The 17,914-nt window shown below is 70.9% G+C and carries 18 protein-coding genes and 1 pseudogene; 12 read left to right on the plus strand and 7 right to left on the minus strand.

Annotation, left to right across the window (positions count from 1 at the left end; translation table 11 throughout):
* Nucleotide 1 precedes the first annotated feature (1 nt).
* Entirely contained in the window at nucleotides 2-523 is a 522-nt protein-coding gene (locus AC1MLT_RS06275; protein ID WP_481034444.1) for a DUF6622 family protein, read from the minus strand.
* A 254-nt stretch (nucleotides 524-777) separates the two neighbouring features.
* Between AC1MLT_RS06275 and AC1MLT_RS06280 the strand changes: the two genes are divergently transcribed.
* From AC1MLT_RS06280 to gloA, 4 genes and pseudogenes are all read left to right on the plus strand, one after another.
* Nucleotides 778-1,845, plus strand: coding sequence for an extracellular solute-binding protein (locus AC1MLT_RS06280; RefSeq protein WP_481034446.1), 1,068 nt, complete (start codon nucleotides 778-780; stop codon nucleotides 1,843-1,845).
* 8 nt (nucleotides 1,846-1,853) lie between these two features.
* Nucleotides 1,854-3,464, plus strand: a pseudogene (locus AC1MLT_RS06285) (ABC transporter permease); the annotation flags it as partial.
* 128 nt (nucleotides 3,465-3,592) lie between these two features.
* The gene (locus tag AC1MLT_RS06290; RefSeq protein ID WP_481034448.1) at nucleotides 3,593-4,294 is read left to right on the plus strand and encodes an ABC transporter ATP-binding protein; all 702 of its coding nucleotides are present in this window, start codon (nucleotides 3,593-3,595) and stop codon (nucleotides 4,292-4,294) included.
* A gap of 137 nt (nucleotides 4,295-4,431) precedes the next feature.
* Nucleotides 4,432-4,842 carry a lactoylglutathione lyase gene (gene gloA / locus AC1MLT_RS06295; protein ID WP_481034450.1) on the plus strand — a complete coding sequence of 137 codons (411 nt, stop codon included), beginning with the start codon at nucleotides 4,432-4,434 and terminating at the stop codon, nucleotides 4,840-4,842.
* Between the two features lie 19 nt (nucleotides 4,843-4,861).
* Here the strand turns inward: gloA and AC1MLT_RS06300 are convergent, their stop codons facing one another.
* The 5 genes from AC1MLT_RS06300 to AC1MLT_RS06320 form a co-directional block, all read right to left on the minus strand.
* Nucleotides 4,862-5,416, minus strand: coding sequence for a DUF924 family protein (locus tag AC1MLT_RS06300; RefSeq protein ID WP_481034921.1), 555 nt, complete (start codon nucleotides 5,414-5,416; stop codon nucleotides 4,862-4,864).
* Between the two features lie 43 nt (nucleotides 5,417-5,459).
* The gene (locus AC1MLT_RS06305) at nucleotides 5,460-6,209 is read right to left on the minus strand and encodes a haloacid dehalogenase type II (RefSeq protein WP_481034452.1); all 750 of its coding nucleotides are present in this window, start codon (nucleotides 6,207-6,209) and stop codon (nucleotides 5,460-5,462) included.
* A gap of 8 nt (nucleotides 6,210-6,217) precedes the next feature.
* A complete protein-coding gene (gene eda, locus AC1MLT_RS06310; protein WP_481034453.1) occupies nucleotides 6,218-6,865 on the minus strand; it encodes a bifunctional 4-hydroxy-2-oxoglutarate aldolase/2-dehydro-3-deoxy-phosphogluconate aldolase in 648 nt (215 codons plus the stop codon).
* A complete protein-coding gene (edd, locus tag AC1MLT_RS06315; protein WP_481034454.1) occupies nucleotides 6,856-8,703 on the minus strand; it encodes a phosphogluconate dehydratase in 1,848 nt (615 codons plus the stop codon). Before edd ends, eda begins: the two co-directional genes overlap by 10 nt.
* Before the next feature lie 137 nt (nucleotides 8,704-8,840).
* Complete coding sequence (locus AC1MLT_RS06320; protein ID WP_481034455.1) at nucleotides 8,841-9,398, minus strand: OmpA family protein; 558 nt, start codon at nucleotides 9,396-9,398, stop codon at nucleotides 8,841-8,843.
* Between the two features lie 84 nt (nucleotides 9,399-9,482).
* Here AC1MLT_RS06320 and AC1MLT_RS06325 point away from each other — a divergent pair, with 84 nt between their 5' ends.
* Entirely contained in the window at nucleotides 9,483-10,208 is a 726-nt protein-coding gene (locus tag AC1MLT_RS06325) for a gamma-glutamylcyclotransferase (RefSeq protein ID WP_481034456.1), read from the plus strand.
* On the opposite strand, the gene AC1MLT_RS06330 is transcribed toward AC1MLT_RS06325, so the two are convergent.
* Nucleotides 10,177-10,869, minus strand: coding sequence for a nucleotidyltransferase family protein (locus AC1MLT_RS06330; protein WP_481034457.1), 693 nt, complete (start codon nucleotides 10,867-10,869; stop codon nucleotides 10,177-10,179). The two genes, AC1MLT_RS06325 and AC1MLT_RS06330, sit on opposite strands and share 32 nt — an antisense overlap.
* A gap of 57 nt (nucleotides 10,870-10,926) precedes the next feature.
* Here AC1MLT_RS06330 and pdxH point away from each other — a divergent pair, with 57 nt between their 5' ends.
* From pdxH to dnaJ, 7 genes are all read left to right on the plus strand, one after another.
* Nucleotides 10,927-11,634, plus strand: a complete 708-nt coding sequence (gene pdxH, locus AC1MLT_RS06335; protein ID WP_481034459.1) for a pyridoxamine 5'-phosphate oxidase — start codon at nucleotides 10,927-10,929, stop codon at nucleotides 11,632-11,634.
* 86 nt (nucleotides 11,635-11,720) lie between these two features.
* Nucleotides 11,721-12,572, plus strand: coding sequence for an archaetidylserine decarboxylase (gene asd / locus AC1MLT_RS06340; RefSeq protein WP_481034460.1), 852 nt, complete (start codon nucleotides 11,721-11,723; stop codon nucleotides 12,570-12,572).
* A 4-nt stretch (nucleotides 12,573-12,576) separates the two neighbouring features.
* Nucleotides 12,577-12,954: a winged helix-turn-helix transcriptional regulator gene (locus tag AC1MLT_RS06345; RefSeq protein WP_481034461.1), complete on the plus strand. Its 378-nt coding sequence runs from the start codon at nucleotides 12,577-12,579 to the stop codon at nucleotides 12,952-12,954.
* A 91-nt stretch (nucleotides 12,955-13,045) separates the two neighbouring features.
* Complete coding sequence (locus AC1MLT_RS06350) at nucleotides 13,046-13,396, plus strand: FKBP-type peptidyl-prolyl cis-trans isomerase (RefSeq protein WP_481034462.1); 351 nt, start codon at nucleotides 13,046-13,048, stop codon at nucleotides 13,394-13,396.
* A 191-nt stretch (nucleotides 13,397-13,587) separates the two neighbouring features.
* Nucleotides 13,588-14,181 carry a nucleotide exchange factor GrpE gene (grpE, locus tag AC1MLT_RS06355; RefSeq protein ID WP_481034463.1) on the plus strand — a complete coding sequence of 198 codons (594 nt, stop codon included), beginning with the start codon at nucleotides 13,588-13,590 and terminating at the stop codon, nucleotides 14,179-14,181.
* A 102-nt stretch (nucleotides 14,182-14,283) separates the two neighbouring features.
* Nucleotides 14,284-16,236: a molecular chaperone DnaK gene (gene dnaK, locus AC1MLT_RS06360; RefSeq protein ID WP_481034464.1), complete on the plus strand. Its 1,953-nt coding sequence runs from the start codon at nucleotides 14,284-14,286 to the stop codon at nucleotides 16,234-16,236.
* A 122-nt stretch (nucleotides 16,237-16,358) separates the two neighbouring features.
* A complete protein-coding gene (gene dnaJ, locus AC1MLT_RS06365) occupies nucleotides 16,359-17,498 on the plus strand; it encodes a molecular chaperone DnaJ (protein ID WP_481034465.1) in 1,140 nt (379 codons plus the stop codon).
* Nucleotides 17,499-17,914: the final 416 nt, after the last annotated feature.

Raw genomic sequence — 17,914 nt, forward strand, 5'->3', positions numbered from 1 at the left:
CTCAGGCGATGCCGGCGGCGACCGGGGCGGCCTCGCCCCGGCCGGCCAGTCGCCAGAGCCGCGCCGCGCGGGCCACGAACACGCCGCCGAACACGCCATACAGCACCGGCACGCCGAATCCGAAGAGGGCCTGCTGGCGCAGCTCCGGGTGCAGGGCCAGGGCGACGCCGACCGCGTACCGGGTCAGGAAGATGCCCATCAGCAGCACCAGGGGCCACGGGCTGCCGGCGACGTGGAAGCGCCGCCGCGCGGCGTCGTACCGGGTGCCGGCGGGCAGCGGACGGCGCAGCGTCAGCGCCACCACGGCCAGGAGCGCGGCGGCCCAGCCGCCGAGCGCGGCCGGCGAATCACCGAAGACCGACACCATGCCGTGGACCGACAGGCCGCCCATGACCAGCGGCAGCACCAGGACGCGCCGCAGGCCGAGCTCGTGGTCGCTCCACTGCCTGAGGCCCAGCCACAGCAGGAGGAGGAGGACGGTGAAGACCCATTTCGGGGTGTGCAGGACGATCTGGATCAGCATTTGGAGGACTCCGTGGAACGATGGGCGGACTGTGCCGCCGCCCGCGCCCCGCCGCCATCGGCATGCGACGGAATGCGCCCCGGCGGCGCCGGTCGCCGCCGGCGGGCGCGGGATGCCGGTGCCCCTCCCGCGCATCGATAGGTCGCCGCCGCGCAAGGGCAATCCGCCGATGGCGTCGATTCATTTGATAATTATTCTCATCGGCAGCGCCGATCCGCATCGTCTTCAACCACATCCCCGGAGGATCCCTTCCCATGACCGACCGCCCCCGCGCGACCGGCCGCCCGCCGCGCGCCCGCTCCTTCCTGTCCACCTGCGCCGGCCTCGCCATCGCCGCGCTCATGGCCTCCACGGCGGCGCAGGCGGCCGAGGAACTCACGCTCTACACGACGCGCGAGCCGGGCCTGATCCAGCCGCTGCTCGCGGCCTTCACGGCGACCACCCGGGTGCAGGTGAACACGGTGTTCGTGAAGGACGGCCTGCTCGAACGCGTCAAGGCCGAGGGCCAGCGCTCGCCGGCCGACGTGCTGATGACGGTCGACGTCGGCAACCTGCTCGACCTGGTCGAGGGCGGCGCGACGCAGCCGGTGAAATCCGCCGCGCTGGAGTCGGCGGTGCCGGCCCACCTGCGCGGCACCGACGGCCAATGGTTCGCGCTGTCGATGCGCGCCCGCGTGCTGTATGCCGACAAGGACCTGAAGCTCGGCGCCTTCCGCTACGAGGACCTCGCCGATCCGAAGTGGAAGGGCAAGGTCTGCATCCGCGCCGGCCAGCATCCCTACAACACCGCGCTGGTCGCCGCGCTGATCGCGCACGACGGCGAGGCCCGCGCCGAGCAGTGGCTGCGCGGCGTCAAGGCCAACCTGGCGCGCAAGGCGACCGGTGGCGATCGCGATGTCGCGCGCGACATCCTGGGCGGCATCTGCGACGTCGGCCTGGCCAACTCCTACTACGTCGGCCACATGAAGGCCTCCAAGGAAGGCACCGACGCGCGCCGCTGGGGCGATGCGATCCAGGTGGTGCGCCCGGCCTTCGCCAACGGCGGCGGCACGCATGTCAACATCAGCGGCGCGGCGGTGGCCCGGCACGCGCCGCAGCGCGCCAACGCGGTCCGGCTGCTGGAGTTCCTGGTCTCGGCGCCGGCGCAGGAGCTCTATGCGCAGGCCAACTACGAATACCCGGTGCGCAAGGGCGTCGCGCTCGACCCGATCATCGGCGAGACCATCGGCGAACTCAGGATCGACGCCCTGCCGCTCACCGAGATCGCCCGGCACCGCAAGCAGGCCAGCATGCTGATCGACAAGGTCGGCTTCGACCGTTGAGCCCGCCGGTGTCCCGCGCGGTGGGGCCGCTCTGGCGGGCCGTCGCGCTCCTGATCGCGCTCGGCGTGCTCGCCCCGGTGGCGACGCTCGCCGTGCTGGCGCTGGGCGCCGATGCCTCGCACTGGACGCACCTCTTCGCCTTCGTGCTGCCCGACGCGGCCCTGAACACGGCCCTGCTGCTGGCGGGCGTCGGCGCGGTGGTGCTGGTGGTGGGCGTCGGCTGCGCCTGGCTGGTCAGCGCCTGCGACTTCCCGGGCCGCCGCGTGCTGCACTGGGCCCTGCTGCTGCCGCTGGCCATGCCGACCTACATCGTGGCCTTCGCCTACCTCGACCTGCTGCACCCGATCGGCCCGGTGCAGGGCGCATTGCGCTGGCTGCTGGGCCACGAGAGCCCGCGCGATTTCCGCCTGCCCGACCTGCGCTCGATGGGCGGCGCCATCCTCGTGCTGGGCAGCGTGCTCTATCCCTATGTCTACATGACGGCGCGCGCCATGTTCATGACGCAGCCGGCGCACCTGATGGAGGCCGCGCGCACGCTGGGCGCCACGCCGCTGGGCGCCTTCTTGCGCGTGGCGCTGCCGCTGGCCCGCCCGGCCATCGCCGTCGGCCTGAGCCTGGCGCTGCTGGAGGTGCTCAACGACATCGGCGCCTCCGAGTTCCTGGGCGTGAACACGCTCACCGTGGCGGTCTACACGACCTGGATCACGCGCTCGGACCTGGCCGGCGCGGCGCAGATCGCCTGCGCGATGCTGGTGGTGGTGGTGGCGCTGGTGCTGCTGGAGCGCCACGGCCGGCGGCGCCAGCGCTTCGGCTCGGCGCAGCGCATGCGCGCCATGCAGCCGCGACGCCTGCACGGCGCGCGCGGCTGGACCGCCACGCTGGCCACGGCGACACCGGTGCTGCTGGGCTTCGCCGCGCCGGCCGCCTACCTGGTGTGGGAGAGCGCCAAGCGGCTGGGCCAGGGCGGCGGCCTGTCGCCGGGCCTGCTCGCCAGCCTGGGCAACACGCTGGGGCTGGCACTGGGCGTCACGGCGGTGGCGCTGGCGGCCGGCCTGGTGGTGGCGTGGCGCACGCGCGCCACCGGCTCGGCCGCCAATCCCGCGCGCTGGCAGGCTCGCGTGGCGACGCTGGGCTATGCCTTGCCGGGCACGGTGCTGGCCATCGGCCTGCTGACGCCGGCCCTGGCCGTCGATGCCCGCCTGGCCGAGGTCCTGCGCCTGCCCGGCCTGCCGCTGATGGGGCTGGGCGTGGTGCTGGTGGCGGCCTGCGCGATGCGCTTCCTGGCGATGCCGGTGGGCGGACTCGAAGCCGGCCTGGCGCGCATCCCGCCGGCGCTGGAGCAGGCCGCGCGCCTGCTCGGCGAGAACGCCGCCGGCACCTTGCGCCGGGTCCACCTGCCGCTGCTGCGGCCGGCGCTGGCGACCAGCACGCTGCTGGTGTTCGTCGAGGCGATGAAGGAACTGCCCGCCACCCTGCTGCTGCGGCCGGCGAACTTCGACACCCTGGCGACCTGGCTCTATGCCGAGGCGGCGCGCGGCACCTACGAGGAAGGCGCCCTCGCCGCGCTGGCCATCGTGCTGGCCGGGCTGGCGCCGGTGCTGCTGCTGGCGCGCACCCAGTTCGTCCAGGCCGCGATGTCGTCGACCCCACCGGCCGACGCCGTCGCGCCATCGACATCGACATCGACATCGACATCGATGCCACCCGCGCCGATCGGCCCGGTACCCCTCTCGCTCGTTCCGCCGTCATGACCTCCACGCCACCGGGCAGTGCCCTGCTCCTCGATGCGGTCCGCATCGCCTACGACGGCGCGCCGGGCCGGGCCGCCGTCGTCGACGGCTTCTCGCTGGCGCTCGACGCCGGCCACATCGCCTGCCTGCTGGGCCCCTCGGGCTGCGGCAAGACTACCGTGCTGCGCGCCATCGCCGGCTTCGAGCCGGTGCGCGCGGGTCGCATCGCCCTGGGCGGGCAGACGCTGTCGACGCCGTCGCTCCACCTGCCGCCGGAGCGCCGCCGCGTCGGCATGATGTTCCAGGAATACGCGCTGTTCCCGCACCTCACGGCGGCGCAGAACGTCGCCTTCGGGCTGCGCCGGCTGACGCGCGCCGAACAGGCGGCGCGCACCGCCGAGCTGCTGGCGCTGGTCGGCCTGCCCGAGGCCGGCGACCGGCATCCGCACGAACTCTCCGGTGGCCAGCAGCAGCGCATCGCGCTGGCCCGCGCCCTGGCGCCCGCGCCGGCGCTGCTGCTGCTCGACGAGCCGTTCTCCAACCTCGACGCCGACACCCGCGAGCGCCTGGCCTGCGAGGTCCGCGCCATCCTGCGCGCGGCCGGTCAGACCGCCCTGCTGGTGACCCACAACCAGGCCGAGGCGCAGGCCATGGCCGATCGCGTCGGCACCATGCGCGACGGGCGGCTGGCGCGCTGGGACGCCGTCACCAGGACCTGAGCCACGCGCGCGCCATCTCCGGACGGCGGCTTCCGGGCAGCGGCTCCGGGAGCCATCCCGGCTCGATCGCGGAGATGCGATCACTGGCATGATGCCCAGCCCACGTTCCACTCCCCGCCCCACGCGGGCTCCCTGTCATGAGACTCCTCCACACCATGCTGCGCGTCGGCGACCTGCAGCGCTCGATCGATTTCTACACCCAGGTGCTGGGCATGAAGCTGCTGCGCACCTCCGAGAACCCCGAGTACAAGTACAGCCTGGCCTTCGTCGGCTTCGAGGGCAATCCCGGCCAGGCCGAGATCGAGCTGACCTACAACTGGGGCACCGACCGCTACGAGCTGGGCACCGCCTATGGCCACATCGCGCTGGGCATGCCCGACATCTACGCCGCCTGCGAGAAGATCAGGGCGGCCGGCGGCGAGGTCTCGCGCGAGCCCGGCCCGGTCAAGGGCGGCACCACCGTCATCGCCTTCGTGACCGACCCCGATGGCTACAAGATCGAGCTGATCCAGCGCGACGAGGGCGCGGCCGGCGGCGGCCTGCGCTGAGCGGCGTGGCGCGCAGCGCCTAGAAGCTCGACCCCGGCGTCGCCAGGAACGCCAGTTCCTCGGCGCTGGAGGTCCGGCCCAGGATCGCGTTGCGATGCGGATAGCGGCCGAAGCGCTCGACGATGGCGCGGTGGCGGCGCTCGAAATCCAGGTTGTCCGCGATGCCCAGCGCGATGAACAGGCGCTCCGCCTCCGCGTGCACGAGACGCGACTCGCTGTGCATGTAGGGCATGTAGAGAAACACGCGCCGCTCGGATGGCAGCGCCAGGTCCTGCCCGAGCGCGACCGCCTCCTGCGCCAGGGCCAGTGCCATCGGATCGGCCGCGAAGGCGCCCGCCGCGCCGCGATGGATGTTGCGGGAGAACTGGTCGAGCACGATCACCTCGGCCAGGCGGCCGTCCGCGTCCTTCCGCCACTGGAACAGCTCGCCCCGCAGCGCCGCGGCATGCGTCGCGCCGAAGCGCCGCGCGATCGTCGCGTCGAATGCCGGATCGACCTTCCACCATTGGGCCGGTACGATCTCCTCGAACCAGAAGCGCAGGATGTCGGCGGGCGTATCGGTCATGTCGGTCATGTCGGTCATGTCGGTCATGTCGTGCAGGTCGGTCGTGCCGCGCTCAGCAGCCCAGCAGATCGGCCAGGGCGCCGATGTCGCGCGCGTGCAGGTCGTTGCCATCGCGTGGCGACACGTCCTTGGGCTGGCCGGCGCCGAATTCCAGCGGCCGCTCGATGTAGGCGGTGCGCAGGCCGCAGGCGCGCGCGGCGGCCAGGTCCTCGTGATGGGCCGCCGCCAGCATGACGCGCCGTGGCGCGACGTCGAACACCGACGCCACGCCGAGATAGGTGCGCGGATCGGGCTTGTAGGCCTGGAAGACCTCGGCCGACAGCACGCAGTCCCAGGGCAGACCGGCGCGCTTGGCCATGGCGGTGAGCAGGCCGATGTTGCCGTTGGACAGCGGGCAGATGGTGTAGCGGCGGCGCAGCCGCGCCAGGCCGGCGACGGCATCCGGCCAGGCCGGCAGGCGATGCCAGGCGCGATTGAGATCGCGTCGCGCGGCATCGTCGAGACGCGCCGCAACGCCGAAGTCGCGCAGCACGCCGTCGAGGATGCGCAGGTGCAGGTCGTCCAGGCGCACGAAGCCGCCCTCGCCGGCCTCGATGGCCGCCATGACGGCACGCATGGCCGGCTGGTAGCCCGCGCGCCAGGCCAGGGCGAAGGCGCCGCCATCGATGCCGGGCAGCGCGCGCTCGGCCTCCGCCGCGATGCCTCCGTGCCAGTCGACCACCGTGCCGAAGACATCGAAGGCGATCACGGCCACCTCGTCCGGATCGAGCCCGGGCCGGGCGGCGGTGCTGGCGTCTCCCATGGGACGGCTCAACGCTGCAGCCGCGAGGCGTCGCGCGCCAGCTGCTCGATGCGGCCCCAGTCGCCGGCCTGGATGGCATCGGTCGGCACGATCCACGAGCCGCCCACGCAGGCCACGTTCGACAGCGCCAGGAACTCCGGCGCGTTGCCCAGGTGGATGCCGCCGGTCGGGCAGAACGAGACATCGCCGAACGGCCCCTGCCAGGCCTTGAGCATGGCCAGTCCGCCGGCCTGCACGGCGGGGAAGAACTTGAGCTGCTGGTAGCCGTCCTCCTGCGCCATCATGATCTCGCCGCCGGTCGCCACGCCGGGCAGCAGCGGCAGGCCGAGTTCGTGGCACGCCTTGCCCACCGAGTGCGTGTAGCCCGGGCTGACGCCGAACTTCGCGCCGGCCAGCGCCGCGGCCTGGGCGTCGGCCGCCGTGCGGATGGTGCCGGCGCCGGCGACGGCCTCGGGCACCTCCCGGGCGATGGCCTCGATGCACTGCAGCGCCTGCGGCGTGCGCAGCGTCACCTCCAGCATGCGGATGCCGCCGGCCACCAGCGCGCGCGCCAGCGGCACCGCATGCGCCACGTCGTGGAGCACGATCACCGGGATCACCGGCGCGTCGCCCATCACGTCCAGCGCGCTCAGTCGCCCGTCTCTGTTCACAGCCATGTGCATGCTCCTTCTTCTGCCGTCAATGCATTGCGGCGCATGCCGGCGAACAGCTCGCGGCCCAGGCCGCGGCCCTCGGCGAAACGCTGCTCGTCGGTCATGGTCGCGTTCTCGCGCGCCGCCCACTCGTGTTCCGGGATCAGCACGGCCAGCGTGCCGGCCAGCGCGTCGAGCCGGATCAGGTCGCCATCGCGCACCTTGGCCAGCGGCCCGCCGGCGGCGGCCTCCGGCGACACGTGGATCGCCGCGGGCACCTTGCCCGAGGCGCCACTCATGCGCCCATCGGTCACCAGCGCCACCCGATGGCCCTTGCCCTGCAGCACCGACAGCGGCGGCGTGAGCTTGTGCAGCTCGGGCATGCCGTTGGCCTGCGGGCCCTGCCAGCGCACCACGCAGATCACGTCGCGGTCGAGCTCGCCGGCCGCGAAGGCCTTCTGCAGGCCGGCCTGCGAGTCGAACACCCGCGCTGGCGCCTCCACCACGTGGCGGTCGTCGGGCACCGAGGACACCTTGATCACGCTGCGCCCCAGGTTGCCCTTGAGCAGCTTCAGGCCGCCGCTGGGGCTGAAGGGCGCCGCCACCGGCCGCGCCACGCTGTCGTCCTTCGACGGTGCCGCCTCGCGCCAGCCCAGCACCCGCTCGGCCGAGGCGTCGCCGCCCTCGAGCACCGGGATGCGGCCGAATTCGGCGATGCCGCCGGCGCGCACGGTCAGCACGTCGGCATGCATCAGGCCGGCGCCGACGAGCTCGCCGATCACGAAGCCCGGGCCGCCCGCGTCCTGGAAGGCGTTGACGTCGGCGCTGCCGTTCGGATAGACCCGCGTGAGCAGCGGCACCACGTCGGAGAGATCGGAGAAGTCGTTCCAGTCGATCAGGATGCCGGCGGCGCGCGCCACCGCGACCCAGTGGATCAGGTGGTTGGTCGAGCCGCCGGTGGCCAGCAGCGCGACCATGGCGTTGACGATGCAGCGCTCGTCGACCACCTCGCCGATCGGCGGGCAGCGGGAGCCGGCCGGAGCGCCCGTCGCCCGGCCCAGCACCGTGCGCACCGCCTCGCGCGTGAGCGCCTCGCGCATCGAGTCGCCGGGCTGGATGAAGGCGGCGCCGGGCACGTGCAGGCCCATGGCCTCGAGCAGCATCTGGTTGCTGTTGGCGGTGCCGTAGAAGGTGCAGGTGCCGGGCGCGTGGTAGGCCGCCATCTCGGCCTCCATCAGGCCCTCGCGGCCGACCAGGCCCTGCGCGGCCTGCTCGCGCACCTTGGCCTTGGCGCTGTTGGAGAGGCCCGAGGGCATCGGTCCGGCCGGCACGAACACCGTGGGCAGATGGCCGAAGTGCAGCGCGCCGATCAGCAGGCCCGGCACGATCTTGTCGCACACGCCCAGCATCAGGGCGGCGTCGAACATGTCGTGGGTCAGCGCCACCGCCGCGCCCATGGCGATGGTGTCGCGGCTGAACAGGCTCAGCTCCATGCCGGGCGTGCCCTGGGTGACGCCGTCGCACATGGCGGGCACGCCACCGGCGACCTGCGCCGTGGCGCCCAGGCGACGCGCCTCGTGCTTCAGGATGTCCGGGTAGCCCTGGTACGGCGCATGGGCCGAGAGCATGTCGTTGTAGGCCGTGACGATGCCGATGTTGGGAGCGCGCTCGGTGACGATGCGCAGCTTGTCGTTGGCCGGCACGCCGGCCACGGCATGCGCCACGTTGGCGCAGCCCATGCGGTCGGAACCCCGGTCGCGGCGCGCCATCTCGGCGATCTGGTGCAGGTAGCTCTCTCGGCCGGGCCGGCTGCGCTCGCGGATGCGGTCGGTGACGCGGCTGACGGTGGAATTCGTGGTCATGGGATCTTGGTGCTCTCTGGAGAGTGCCGCCGGGCGGCTTCGGCCCGAGGCGACACTATCGTATCAAGCGCGCATGAAAAAAGCCCGGTCGTCGCCGGGCTTTCGAGATCGCGAGGGGGCGGCCTGCCGCCCGGCCGTCAATCGATCAGCTTGACCTCGACGCGGCGGGCCTCGGCGTTGTTGCCCGAGCCGGTGCTGACGGCCGGCTTCTGCAGGTCGACGCGGTCGGCCGGCACGCCCAGGCCGAGCAGCACGTCGCGCACGGTCTGCGCGCGCAGCTTGGCGAGTTCCTCGTTCACCGTGGCGTCGCCGGTCGAATCGTGGAAGCCCGAGACCATGGCGCGGCGACCCTTGCCGATGCCCTGGATGACGGCGGCCAGGGCCTCGGCCGCGCCGGGCGCGAGGTCGGCGCTGCCGGTGGCGAAGTAGAAGTTCACGACGCCGTCGGCCACGCTGATGCTGGCGCCTTCGGGGACGACCACCGTGACCGTCTCGGTCACGACGCTCACCGTCGGGGTGGTGGGCACCACCACGGTGGCGGCGGGCGCGGTGGCGGCGGGTGCCTCGGGGCGCGTGATCAGGCCATAGCGATAGACGGCGAAACCGACGATGGTGCAGACCAGCAGCGCGATGAGGGCGAACAGGAAGCCGAGGGCAAAGCGTTGCTGACTGTCTTCGTCTTGGGGGGATGACATCCGGTGATCTCCGTAGGAAAGTGAGTTGGGCACGTAAATAATGGGCGGGTGAGCCATGATCGTGAAATTGTAGGCGGCGCCGTCATGGGGCCGCGCGACGGAACCCTCCCAAATGCGCCATCCGCGCCCACCGCCGGACCGCCGGCGCTGCCGCGCGATCCCCAGCCGCTGCTCGAACGCGTGATCGCCGACTGGGGCGGGCGCGACGATCTGTGGCTGTTCGGCTATGGCTCGCTGATCTGGCGCCAGGAGTTCGACGCCGTCGAGCACCGCCCCGCCCTCGTGCACGGCTGGCACCGGGCCCTCAAGCTCTGGAGCCGCGCCCATCGGGGCACGGCGCACAACCCGGGCCTGGTGTTCGGACTGCTCTCGGGTGGCAGCTGCCGGGGCGTGGTGTTCCGCGTGCCGGCCGCCGCCGGGCTCGAGGCGCTCGGACGGCTCTGGCTGCGCGAGATGGCCGATTCGATCTACGACCCGCGCTGGCTCGACTGCCGCACCGCCGGCGGCCCGGTGCGCGCCCTCGCCTTCACGCTGTCGCGCCGCAGTCCGCACTACGCGGGCGAACTCAGCGACGACCACTACCGCCATGTCTTCCGCAGCGCCAGCGGCAACTTCGGCACCTCGCTCGACTACGCGCGGCTGACGCTGCAGGAACTCCAGCGCCACGCGATCCACGACCGCGCCCTGGCGCGCCTGGTGCGCCTGGCCGAGCGGGTGGAACAGGAACGGGCGGCCGAGGCGATGGCCGCGGACGACGCGGATGCGGTGGGCGGCGTGCTCAGCCGGTCGCCGGCGGCGCCACGCGGCTGAGCAGCAGCGCCTCGGCCGCCGCCAGGTCGGCCAGGGTGTCGATGTCGGTGACGATGCCGACGTCGTCGATCGCCAGTTCGGTCACCCGTCCCGCCGCGCGCAGGCGCCGGAGCACCGGCGCGGCGCCGAACTCACCGGCCAGCCGCAGGAGGTCGTCGCGGCAGGCGGCGGAGAAGGCCACCGGATGGCCGCGCCGACCGTCGTGGACGGGCTGCACGGCATGCGCCGCCAGACCGGCCGGCGCGTCCGGGTCCGCCGGCGACGGCGACGGCCCGCGCAAGGCCCGCGCCACGCGCCGCAGCGTGGCCGGCTCGACCAGCGGCAGATCGGCCGGCAGCACCAGCCAGCCGGCGGCATCGATCGTGGCGCGCACCGCCGCGGCGATCGAGTCGCCCATGCCGGGATGGCCGGCATCCTCGACGTGCCACGGCAGCCCGCTCGCGCGCACCGCGGCCAGCGTGCGCTCGCGCACCGCGCGGCCATCCAATGGCGCATCGAGCTTGTGGACGGTGCCGCCCGAGGCGCGGAAGCGTTCGCCCCGGCCGGAGGCCAGCACGATCACCGTGGGCGCGGCGGCGGCCTCGCCGGCTTCGCCGAGCTCGTCGGGTTCACCGGGCGGCACGGGACGAGGCGGGAGGAAGGGTCGTTCGGAAGGATCCATGATCGCCAGTATCCGGCCCGCGCGCGGGCGCCCGCGCAGCACGGACAATCGGACCCCATGACCGATCCCCAGCGCCCCGGCGACGCCGCCGCCCTCCCCACCCCCACCGAACTCGCCGCCCTGCGCAAGAGCTACGAGCGCGCCGAACTCGACGAGACCCGCAGCGACGTCGACCCGCTGCGCCAGTTCGAACGCTGGCTGGGCGAGGCCCTCGCCGCCCGCGTGCCGGAGCCCAACGCCATGACGCTGGCCACCGTCGGCGCCGACCTGCGGCCCTCGACGCGCATCGTGCTGGTCAAGGGCGTCGATGCGCGCGGCCTGGTCTGGTACACCAACTACGACAGCCGCAAGGGCCATGAACTGGCGGGCAATCCCTACGCGGCGCTGCAGTTCCACTGGGTCGAGCTCGAACGCGTGGTGCGCATCGAAGGCGTGGTCGAGCGCATCGACGCCGCCGAGAGCGACGCCTATTTCGCCAGCCGGCCGCTCGACTCGCGCCTGGGCGCCTGGGCCAGTCCGCAGAGTCAGGTGATCGAGAACCGCGAGGTGCTGGTCAAGAACGCCGCCTGGGCCGCCGCGCGCTTCCTGCTGTCGCCGCCGCGACCGCCGCACTGGGGCGGCTATCGCCTGGTGCCGCAGCGCTGGGAGTTCTGGCAGGGCCGCAAGAGCCGGCTGCACGACCGGCTGCGCTATCGCCGCGAGGACGGGGAAGGCGCCGCGGGCGGCGACGGCGCGGGCTGGATCCGCGAGCGCCTGGCGCCCTGACCGACGCTCATACGCTCGAAATGGCCCGCCGCGCGACGGGCCGAGTTCCTAAAATGCGCTGTCCGCCGCTTCCCGAGACCCACGCCGTGTCCGACCGCCTTCCCGTCCTGCCCCAATACGTCCTGCCCAAGCAGGCCCTCACATCGTTCGCCGGCTGGGTCGCGGGCAAGGAACGCGGCGCCGTGACGACGTGGATCATCCGGCGCTTCGTCCTCAAGTACGGCGTCGACATGGGCGAGGCGCTGGAGAGCGACGTCACGCGCTATGCCAGCTTCAACGACTTCTTCACCCGCGCCCTCAAGCCCGGCGCGCGACCGATCGACGCGGCCGCGCTGGTCTCGCCGGTCGATGGCGCGATCAGCCAGTTCGGTCGCATCGATGGCGACCAGATCTTCCAGGCCAAGGGCCACAACTACCGCACCACCGAACTCGTCGGCGGCGATGCCGCGCTGGCGGCGCGGTTCGCGCACGGCAGCTTCGCCACCCTCTACCTGAGCCCGCGCGACTACCACCGCATCCACATGCCGTGCGACGGCCGGCTGACGCGCATGATCTATGTGCCGGGCGACCTGTTCTCGGTCAATCCGACGACCGCGCGCGGCGTGCCGGGACTGTTCGCGCGCAACGAGCGCACGGTATGCGTGTTCGAGACGGCGCGCGGTCCCTTCGTGCTGGTGCTGGTGGGAGCGACCATCGTCGGCAGCATGGCCACCGTCTGGCACGGCGTGGTCAATCCGCCGCGCGGTGGCGGCATCCGCGAATGGCATTACGACGACCGCGAGATCGTCCTGAGGAAGGGCGAGGAGATGGGCCGCTTCCTGCTGGGCTCGACCGTGGTGCTGCTGTTCCCGGCGCCGGCGCTGCGCTTCAACTCCGACTGGGCACCGGCGCGCGCCGTGCGCCTGGGCGAACCCATGGCCGACTACGCGGCCGCCTGAGCGCATGAGCCCGAAGGAGAACACCGCCATCGGCCAGCTGCTGGCGCTGCTGGAGGCGCGCTATGCGCTGCGCGTGCTGTGGGCGCTGCGCGACGGCCATGCGCAGACCTTCCGATTGCTGCAGGACAGCGTCGGCGGCATCACGCCCAACACGCTCAACACCCGCATCAAGGAACTGCGCGAGGCCGGCGTGGTGAGCCATGGCGGCGACGGCTACAGCCTGACCCTGAGCGGCCAGGACCTGCTCAAGCGCCTGTCGGACCTGCAGGCCTTCGCGGTCAAGTGGCAGGCCGGGCAGCAGCGCAAGGCCCTGGCGCCGGCACCGGCGGTCGCCCCCGCGACAGCGGCGCCGGCGGCGGCCGATCTCCCGCTCGCGCGCTGACGCACGGGCCGGCATCGGCCTACTCCGAGGGGTGGAAACGGCTCGTTAAACTCCGCCGCTTCCCTCCATCGACACATCCCAAGGAACGTTCATGCCCACCACTCCCTCCGGCCTGCAATACGAAGACACCGTCGTCGGCGACGGGGCCGAAGCCAAAGCCGGCCAGCACGTGCACGTGCACTACACCGGCTGGCTCTACCAGGACGGCGTGCAGGGCGCCAAGTTCGATTCGAGCCGCGACCGCAACGACCCGTTCGCCTTCTCGCTGGGCGCCGGCCAGGTCATCAAGGGCTGGGACGAAGGCGTCGCCGGCATGAAGATCGGCGGCCAGCGCACGCTGATCATCCCCGCCTCGCTGGGCTATGGCGCGCGCGGCGCCGGCGGCGTGATCCCGCCGAACGCGACGCTGAAGTTCGACGTCGAATTGCTCGACGCCCACTGAGCGCACGCCTCTCCCCGTCTCTCCGAGGGCCGCTTTGCGGCCCTTTCGCGTTTCCGGAACCCATGCCCGGGCACGGCGTGGGGGCGCCGGCCGGCGGGACCGTGTTCATTTTCTTCTTGAAAAGTTCCGGGGCCATCCCCACGTGGCCTGCACTCGCTTTTTCCAAGGTCCGGTTCACGCCGCCATCGAACATGTCAGCACCCTTCCAACCCGAATCCCCCGCCACGAATCCGAACGACCCGAACGGCCTGCAGGGCGCGCCCAGCCCCGAGGAGCTCGAAGCCGCCCAGGCCGCCAACGAAGCCGATGCGCAGGCCGCGCTGGCCGACGTCCAGGCCGAGCTCGCGACGCTGCGGTCCAAGAACGCCGAGCTGGCGGACCAGTACCTGCGGGCCCAGGCCGACGTGCAGAACGCGCGCCGCCGCGCCGACGACGAGATCACCAAGGCGCGCAAGTTCGCCGTCGAGGCCTTCGCCGAGAGCCTGCTGCCGGTGACCGACAGCCTGGAGGCCGGGCTGGCCATCAAGGACGCCACGCCCGACCAGATCCGCGAAGGCGCCGCCGCCACGCTGCAGCAGCTCAAGAGCGCGCTGGAGCGCAACAAGGTGATCGAGATCGCCCCGGCCGCCGGCACGAAGTTCGATCCGCACCAGCACCAGGCGATCTCGGTCGTGCCGGCGCCCGGCCAGGAGGCCAACACCGTCGTGGCCGTGCTGCAGAAGGGCTACACCATCGCCGAGCGCGTGCTGCGTCCGGCCCTGGTGACCGTCAGCGCACCGTCCTGACCTATCCATCATCGAAATTCGGCCGGTTCAGACCCTTGAATCGCGCCATGTGATCCGCAGATTCACGACAACTCAATTTCCGCATTCAGGAGCAAGAACATCATGGGCAAGATCATCGGCATCGACCTGGGCACGACCAACTCGTGCGTCTCGATCATGGAGGGCAACACGACCCGCGTGATCGAGAACTCCGAGGGCGCGCGCACCACGCCGTCCATCGTGGCCTATCAGGAAGACGGTGAAGTGCTGGTCGGCGCCTCGGCCAAGCGCCAGGCCGTCACCAACCCCAAGAACACGATCTACGCCGTCAAGCGCCTGATCGGCCGCAAGTTCGAGGAGAAGGAAGTCCAGAAGGACATCGACCTGATGCCCTACACGATCACCAAGGCCGACAACGGCGACGCCTGGGTCGAGAGCCGCGGCAAGAAGCTCGCGCCGCAGCAGGTCAGCGCCGAGATCCTGCGCAAGATGAAGAAGACCGCCGAGGACTACCTGGGCGAGCCCGTGACCGAGGCCGTGATCACCGTGCCGGCCTACTTCAACGACAGCCAGCGCCAGGCCACCAAGGATGCCGGCCGCATCGCCGGCCTGGACGTCAAGCGCATCATCAACGAGCCGACGGCGGCCGCGCTGGCCTTCGGCCTGGACAAGCAGGAGAAGGGCGACCGCAAGATCGCCGTGTACGACCTGGGTGGCGGCACCTTCGACGTCTCGATCATCGAGATCGCCGACGTCGATGGCGAGAAGCAGTTCGAGGTGCTGTCGACCAACGGCGACACCTTCCTCGGTGGCGAGGACTTCGACCAGCGCATCATCGACTACATCATTTCCGAGTTCAAGAAGGAACAGGGCGTCGACCTCGGCAAGGACGTGCTCGCGCTGCAGCGCCTGAAGGAAGCCGCCGAGAAGGCCAAGATCGAGCTGTCCAACGGTGCCCAGACCGACATCAACCTGCCCTACATCACGGCCGACGCGTCGGGTCCGAAGCACCTGAACATCAAGCTGAGCCGCGCCAAGCTCGAATCGCTGGTCGACGAACTGATCGAGCGCACCATCGCGCCGTGCCGCACCGCCATCAAGGATGCCGGCGTGAGCGTGTCGGACATCAACGACGTCATCCTGGTGGGCGGCATGACCCGCATGCCCAAGGTGCAGGAGAAGGTCAAGGAGTTCTTCGGCAAGGAGCCGCGCAAGGACGTGAACCCCGACGAGGCCGTGGCCGTCGGCGCCGCCATCCAGGGCCAGGTGCTCTCGGGCGACCGCAAGGACGTGCTGCTGCTGGACGTGACTCCGCTGTCGCTCGGCATCGAGACGATGGGTGGCGTCATGACCAAGATGATCACCAAGAACACGACCATCCCGACGAAGTTCGCGCAGACCTTCTCGACTGCCGAGGACAACCAGCCGGCCGTGACGATCAAGGTGTTCCAGGGCGAGCGCGAGATCGCCTCGGGCAACAAGGCGCTGGGCGAGTTCAACCTCGAGGGCATCCCGCCGGCGGCGCGCGGCACGCCGCAGATCGAGGTCAGCTTCGACATCGACGCCAACGGCATCCTGCACGTGGGCGCCAAGGACAAGGGCACGGGCAAGGAGAACAAGATCACCATCAAGGCGAACTCGGGCCTCTCGGAGGACGAGATCCAGAAGATGGTGAAGGACGCCGAGCTCAATGCCGCCGACGACAAGAAGAAGCTCGAACTGGTGCAGGCGCGCAACCAGGCCGAAGCCATGGTGCACAGCGTGAAGAAGTCGCTGGGCGAGCATGGCGCCAGCCTGGACGCCGGCGAGAAGGAGAAGATCGAGGCCGCGATCAAGGACGTCGAGGAGGTCCTCAAGACCGAGGACACCGCGGCGATCGGCGAGAAGACCAACACGCTGATGAGCGCGAGCCAGAAGCTCGGCGAGAAGATGTATGCCGACTCGCAGGCCGCGGCCGGCGGCGCGGCGGAAGGCCCGGGAGCGACCGGTGCCGGTGGCGCAGCGCAGTCGTCTTCGGGCGCCGCGGCCGACGACAACGTGGTCGACGCCGAAGTCAAGGAAGTCAAGAAGGGCTGATCGCCCGGCATTGACCCGAGGCTGGATCACCTGGGCGGGTGATCCAGCCTTTTCCGTTTCAAGAAGAGTTTCATCACGCGTCCGAGGATCCCGCCCCACCTCGTTCCCGAAGATCATCGACCATGGCCACCAAACGCGACTATTACGAAACCCTTGGCGTTCCCAAGAACGCGAGCGACGAAGAGATCAAGAAGGCTTATCGCAAGCAGGCGATGAAGCACCATCCCGACCGCAATCACGGCGACAGCAGCAAGGACGCCGAGGCCAAGTTCAAGGAAGCCAAGGAAGCCTACGAGATGCTGTCGGACGCGCAGAAGCGCGCGGCCTACGACCAGTACGGCCATGCCGGCGTCGATCCCAACATGCGCGGCGGCCCGGGCGCGGAAGGCTTCGGCGGTTTCGCGGAGGCCTTCGGCGACATCTTCGGCGATGTCTTCGGTGGCGCGCGTGGTGGTCGCCAGAGCAGCGGACGCCAGGTCTTCCGTGGCGGCGACCTGAGCTACGCGATGGAGGTCACCCTGGAGGAAGCCGCCGACGGCAAGGATGCGCAGATCCGCATCCCGAGCTGGGACGAGTGCGGCACCTGCCACGGCTCGGGCGCCAAGCCCGGCACCAAGCCGATCACCTGCACCACCTGCCACGGCCAGGGCGCCGTGCAGATGCGCCAGGGCTTCTTCAGCGTGCAGCAGACCTGCCCGCAGTGCCATGGCACCGGCAAGATCATCCCGGAACCCTGCGCCACCTGCCATGGCCAGGGCAAGATCAAGAACAACAAGACACTGGAAGTGAAGATCCCGGCGGGCATCGACGACGGCATGCGCATCCGCAGCACCGGCAACGGCGAGCCGGGCACAAATGGCGGGCCGCCAGGCGATCTCTACATCGAGGTGCGGCTCAAGAAGCACGATGTCTTCGAGCGCGATGGCGACGACCTGCACTGCGTGGTGCCGGTCAGCATGACGACCGCCGCGCTCGGTGGCGAGATCGACGTTCCCACGCTCAAGGGCGATGCCGCGATCGACATCCCCGAAGGCACGCAGAGTGGCAAGCAGTTCCGCCTGCGCGGCAAGGGCATCAAGGGCGTGCGCTCCAGCTATCCGGGCGACCTGTACTGCCACGTGCGGGTCGAGACGCCGGTCAAGCTCACCGAGCATCAGCGCAAGCTGGTCAAGGAACTCGACGAGTCGCTCAAGAAGGGGGGCGACAAGCACAGCCCCGCCGACAAGGGCTGGATCGACAAGGCCAAGGACTTCTTCAGCTGAGTCCACCGGCCGCGGGCCCTGCTTCGGACCGGACAGCGACGCGGGTCGGCGCCTCCACCCGTTCCGAGGTCCGGCGGCATCCCTTTCGTCGATCGACTCGATGGGCCCCGTCTGTTTCGGACCCGGCGGATCGCTCGCTCCCATCGCGGCCGGGCGCCCTTTTCCTCCCTCCGGCGAAGGGACTGCCGACGCTCTCGTCTGGCCGGGTCCGGCGCCCGCTCCGATGCCCTTTCACGCCGGCTTTTCCCGGCCTGGAAAAGGGCTCTTTCTTTCATCGGAGTCCGACGGACAGTCCGATGCGAAGCTTTCTTCCGAAGTGGTCTAAGGTTCTACTGCTCAAGCGTCCTCTTAGGAACTTTGCCTCAGCCGTGTTGCTCTTAAAGGACATTGCGCCTTCACGGGTGTGATCTTTGCTT

The organism is Variovorax sp. PEI5 (genome assembly GCF_056679935.1).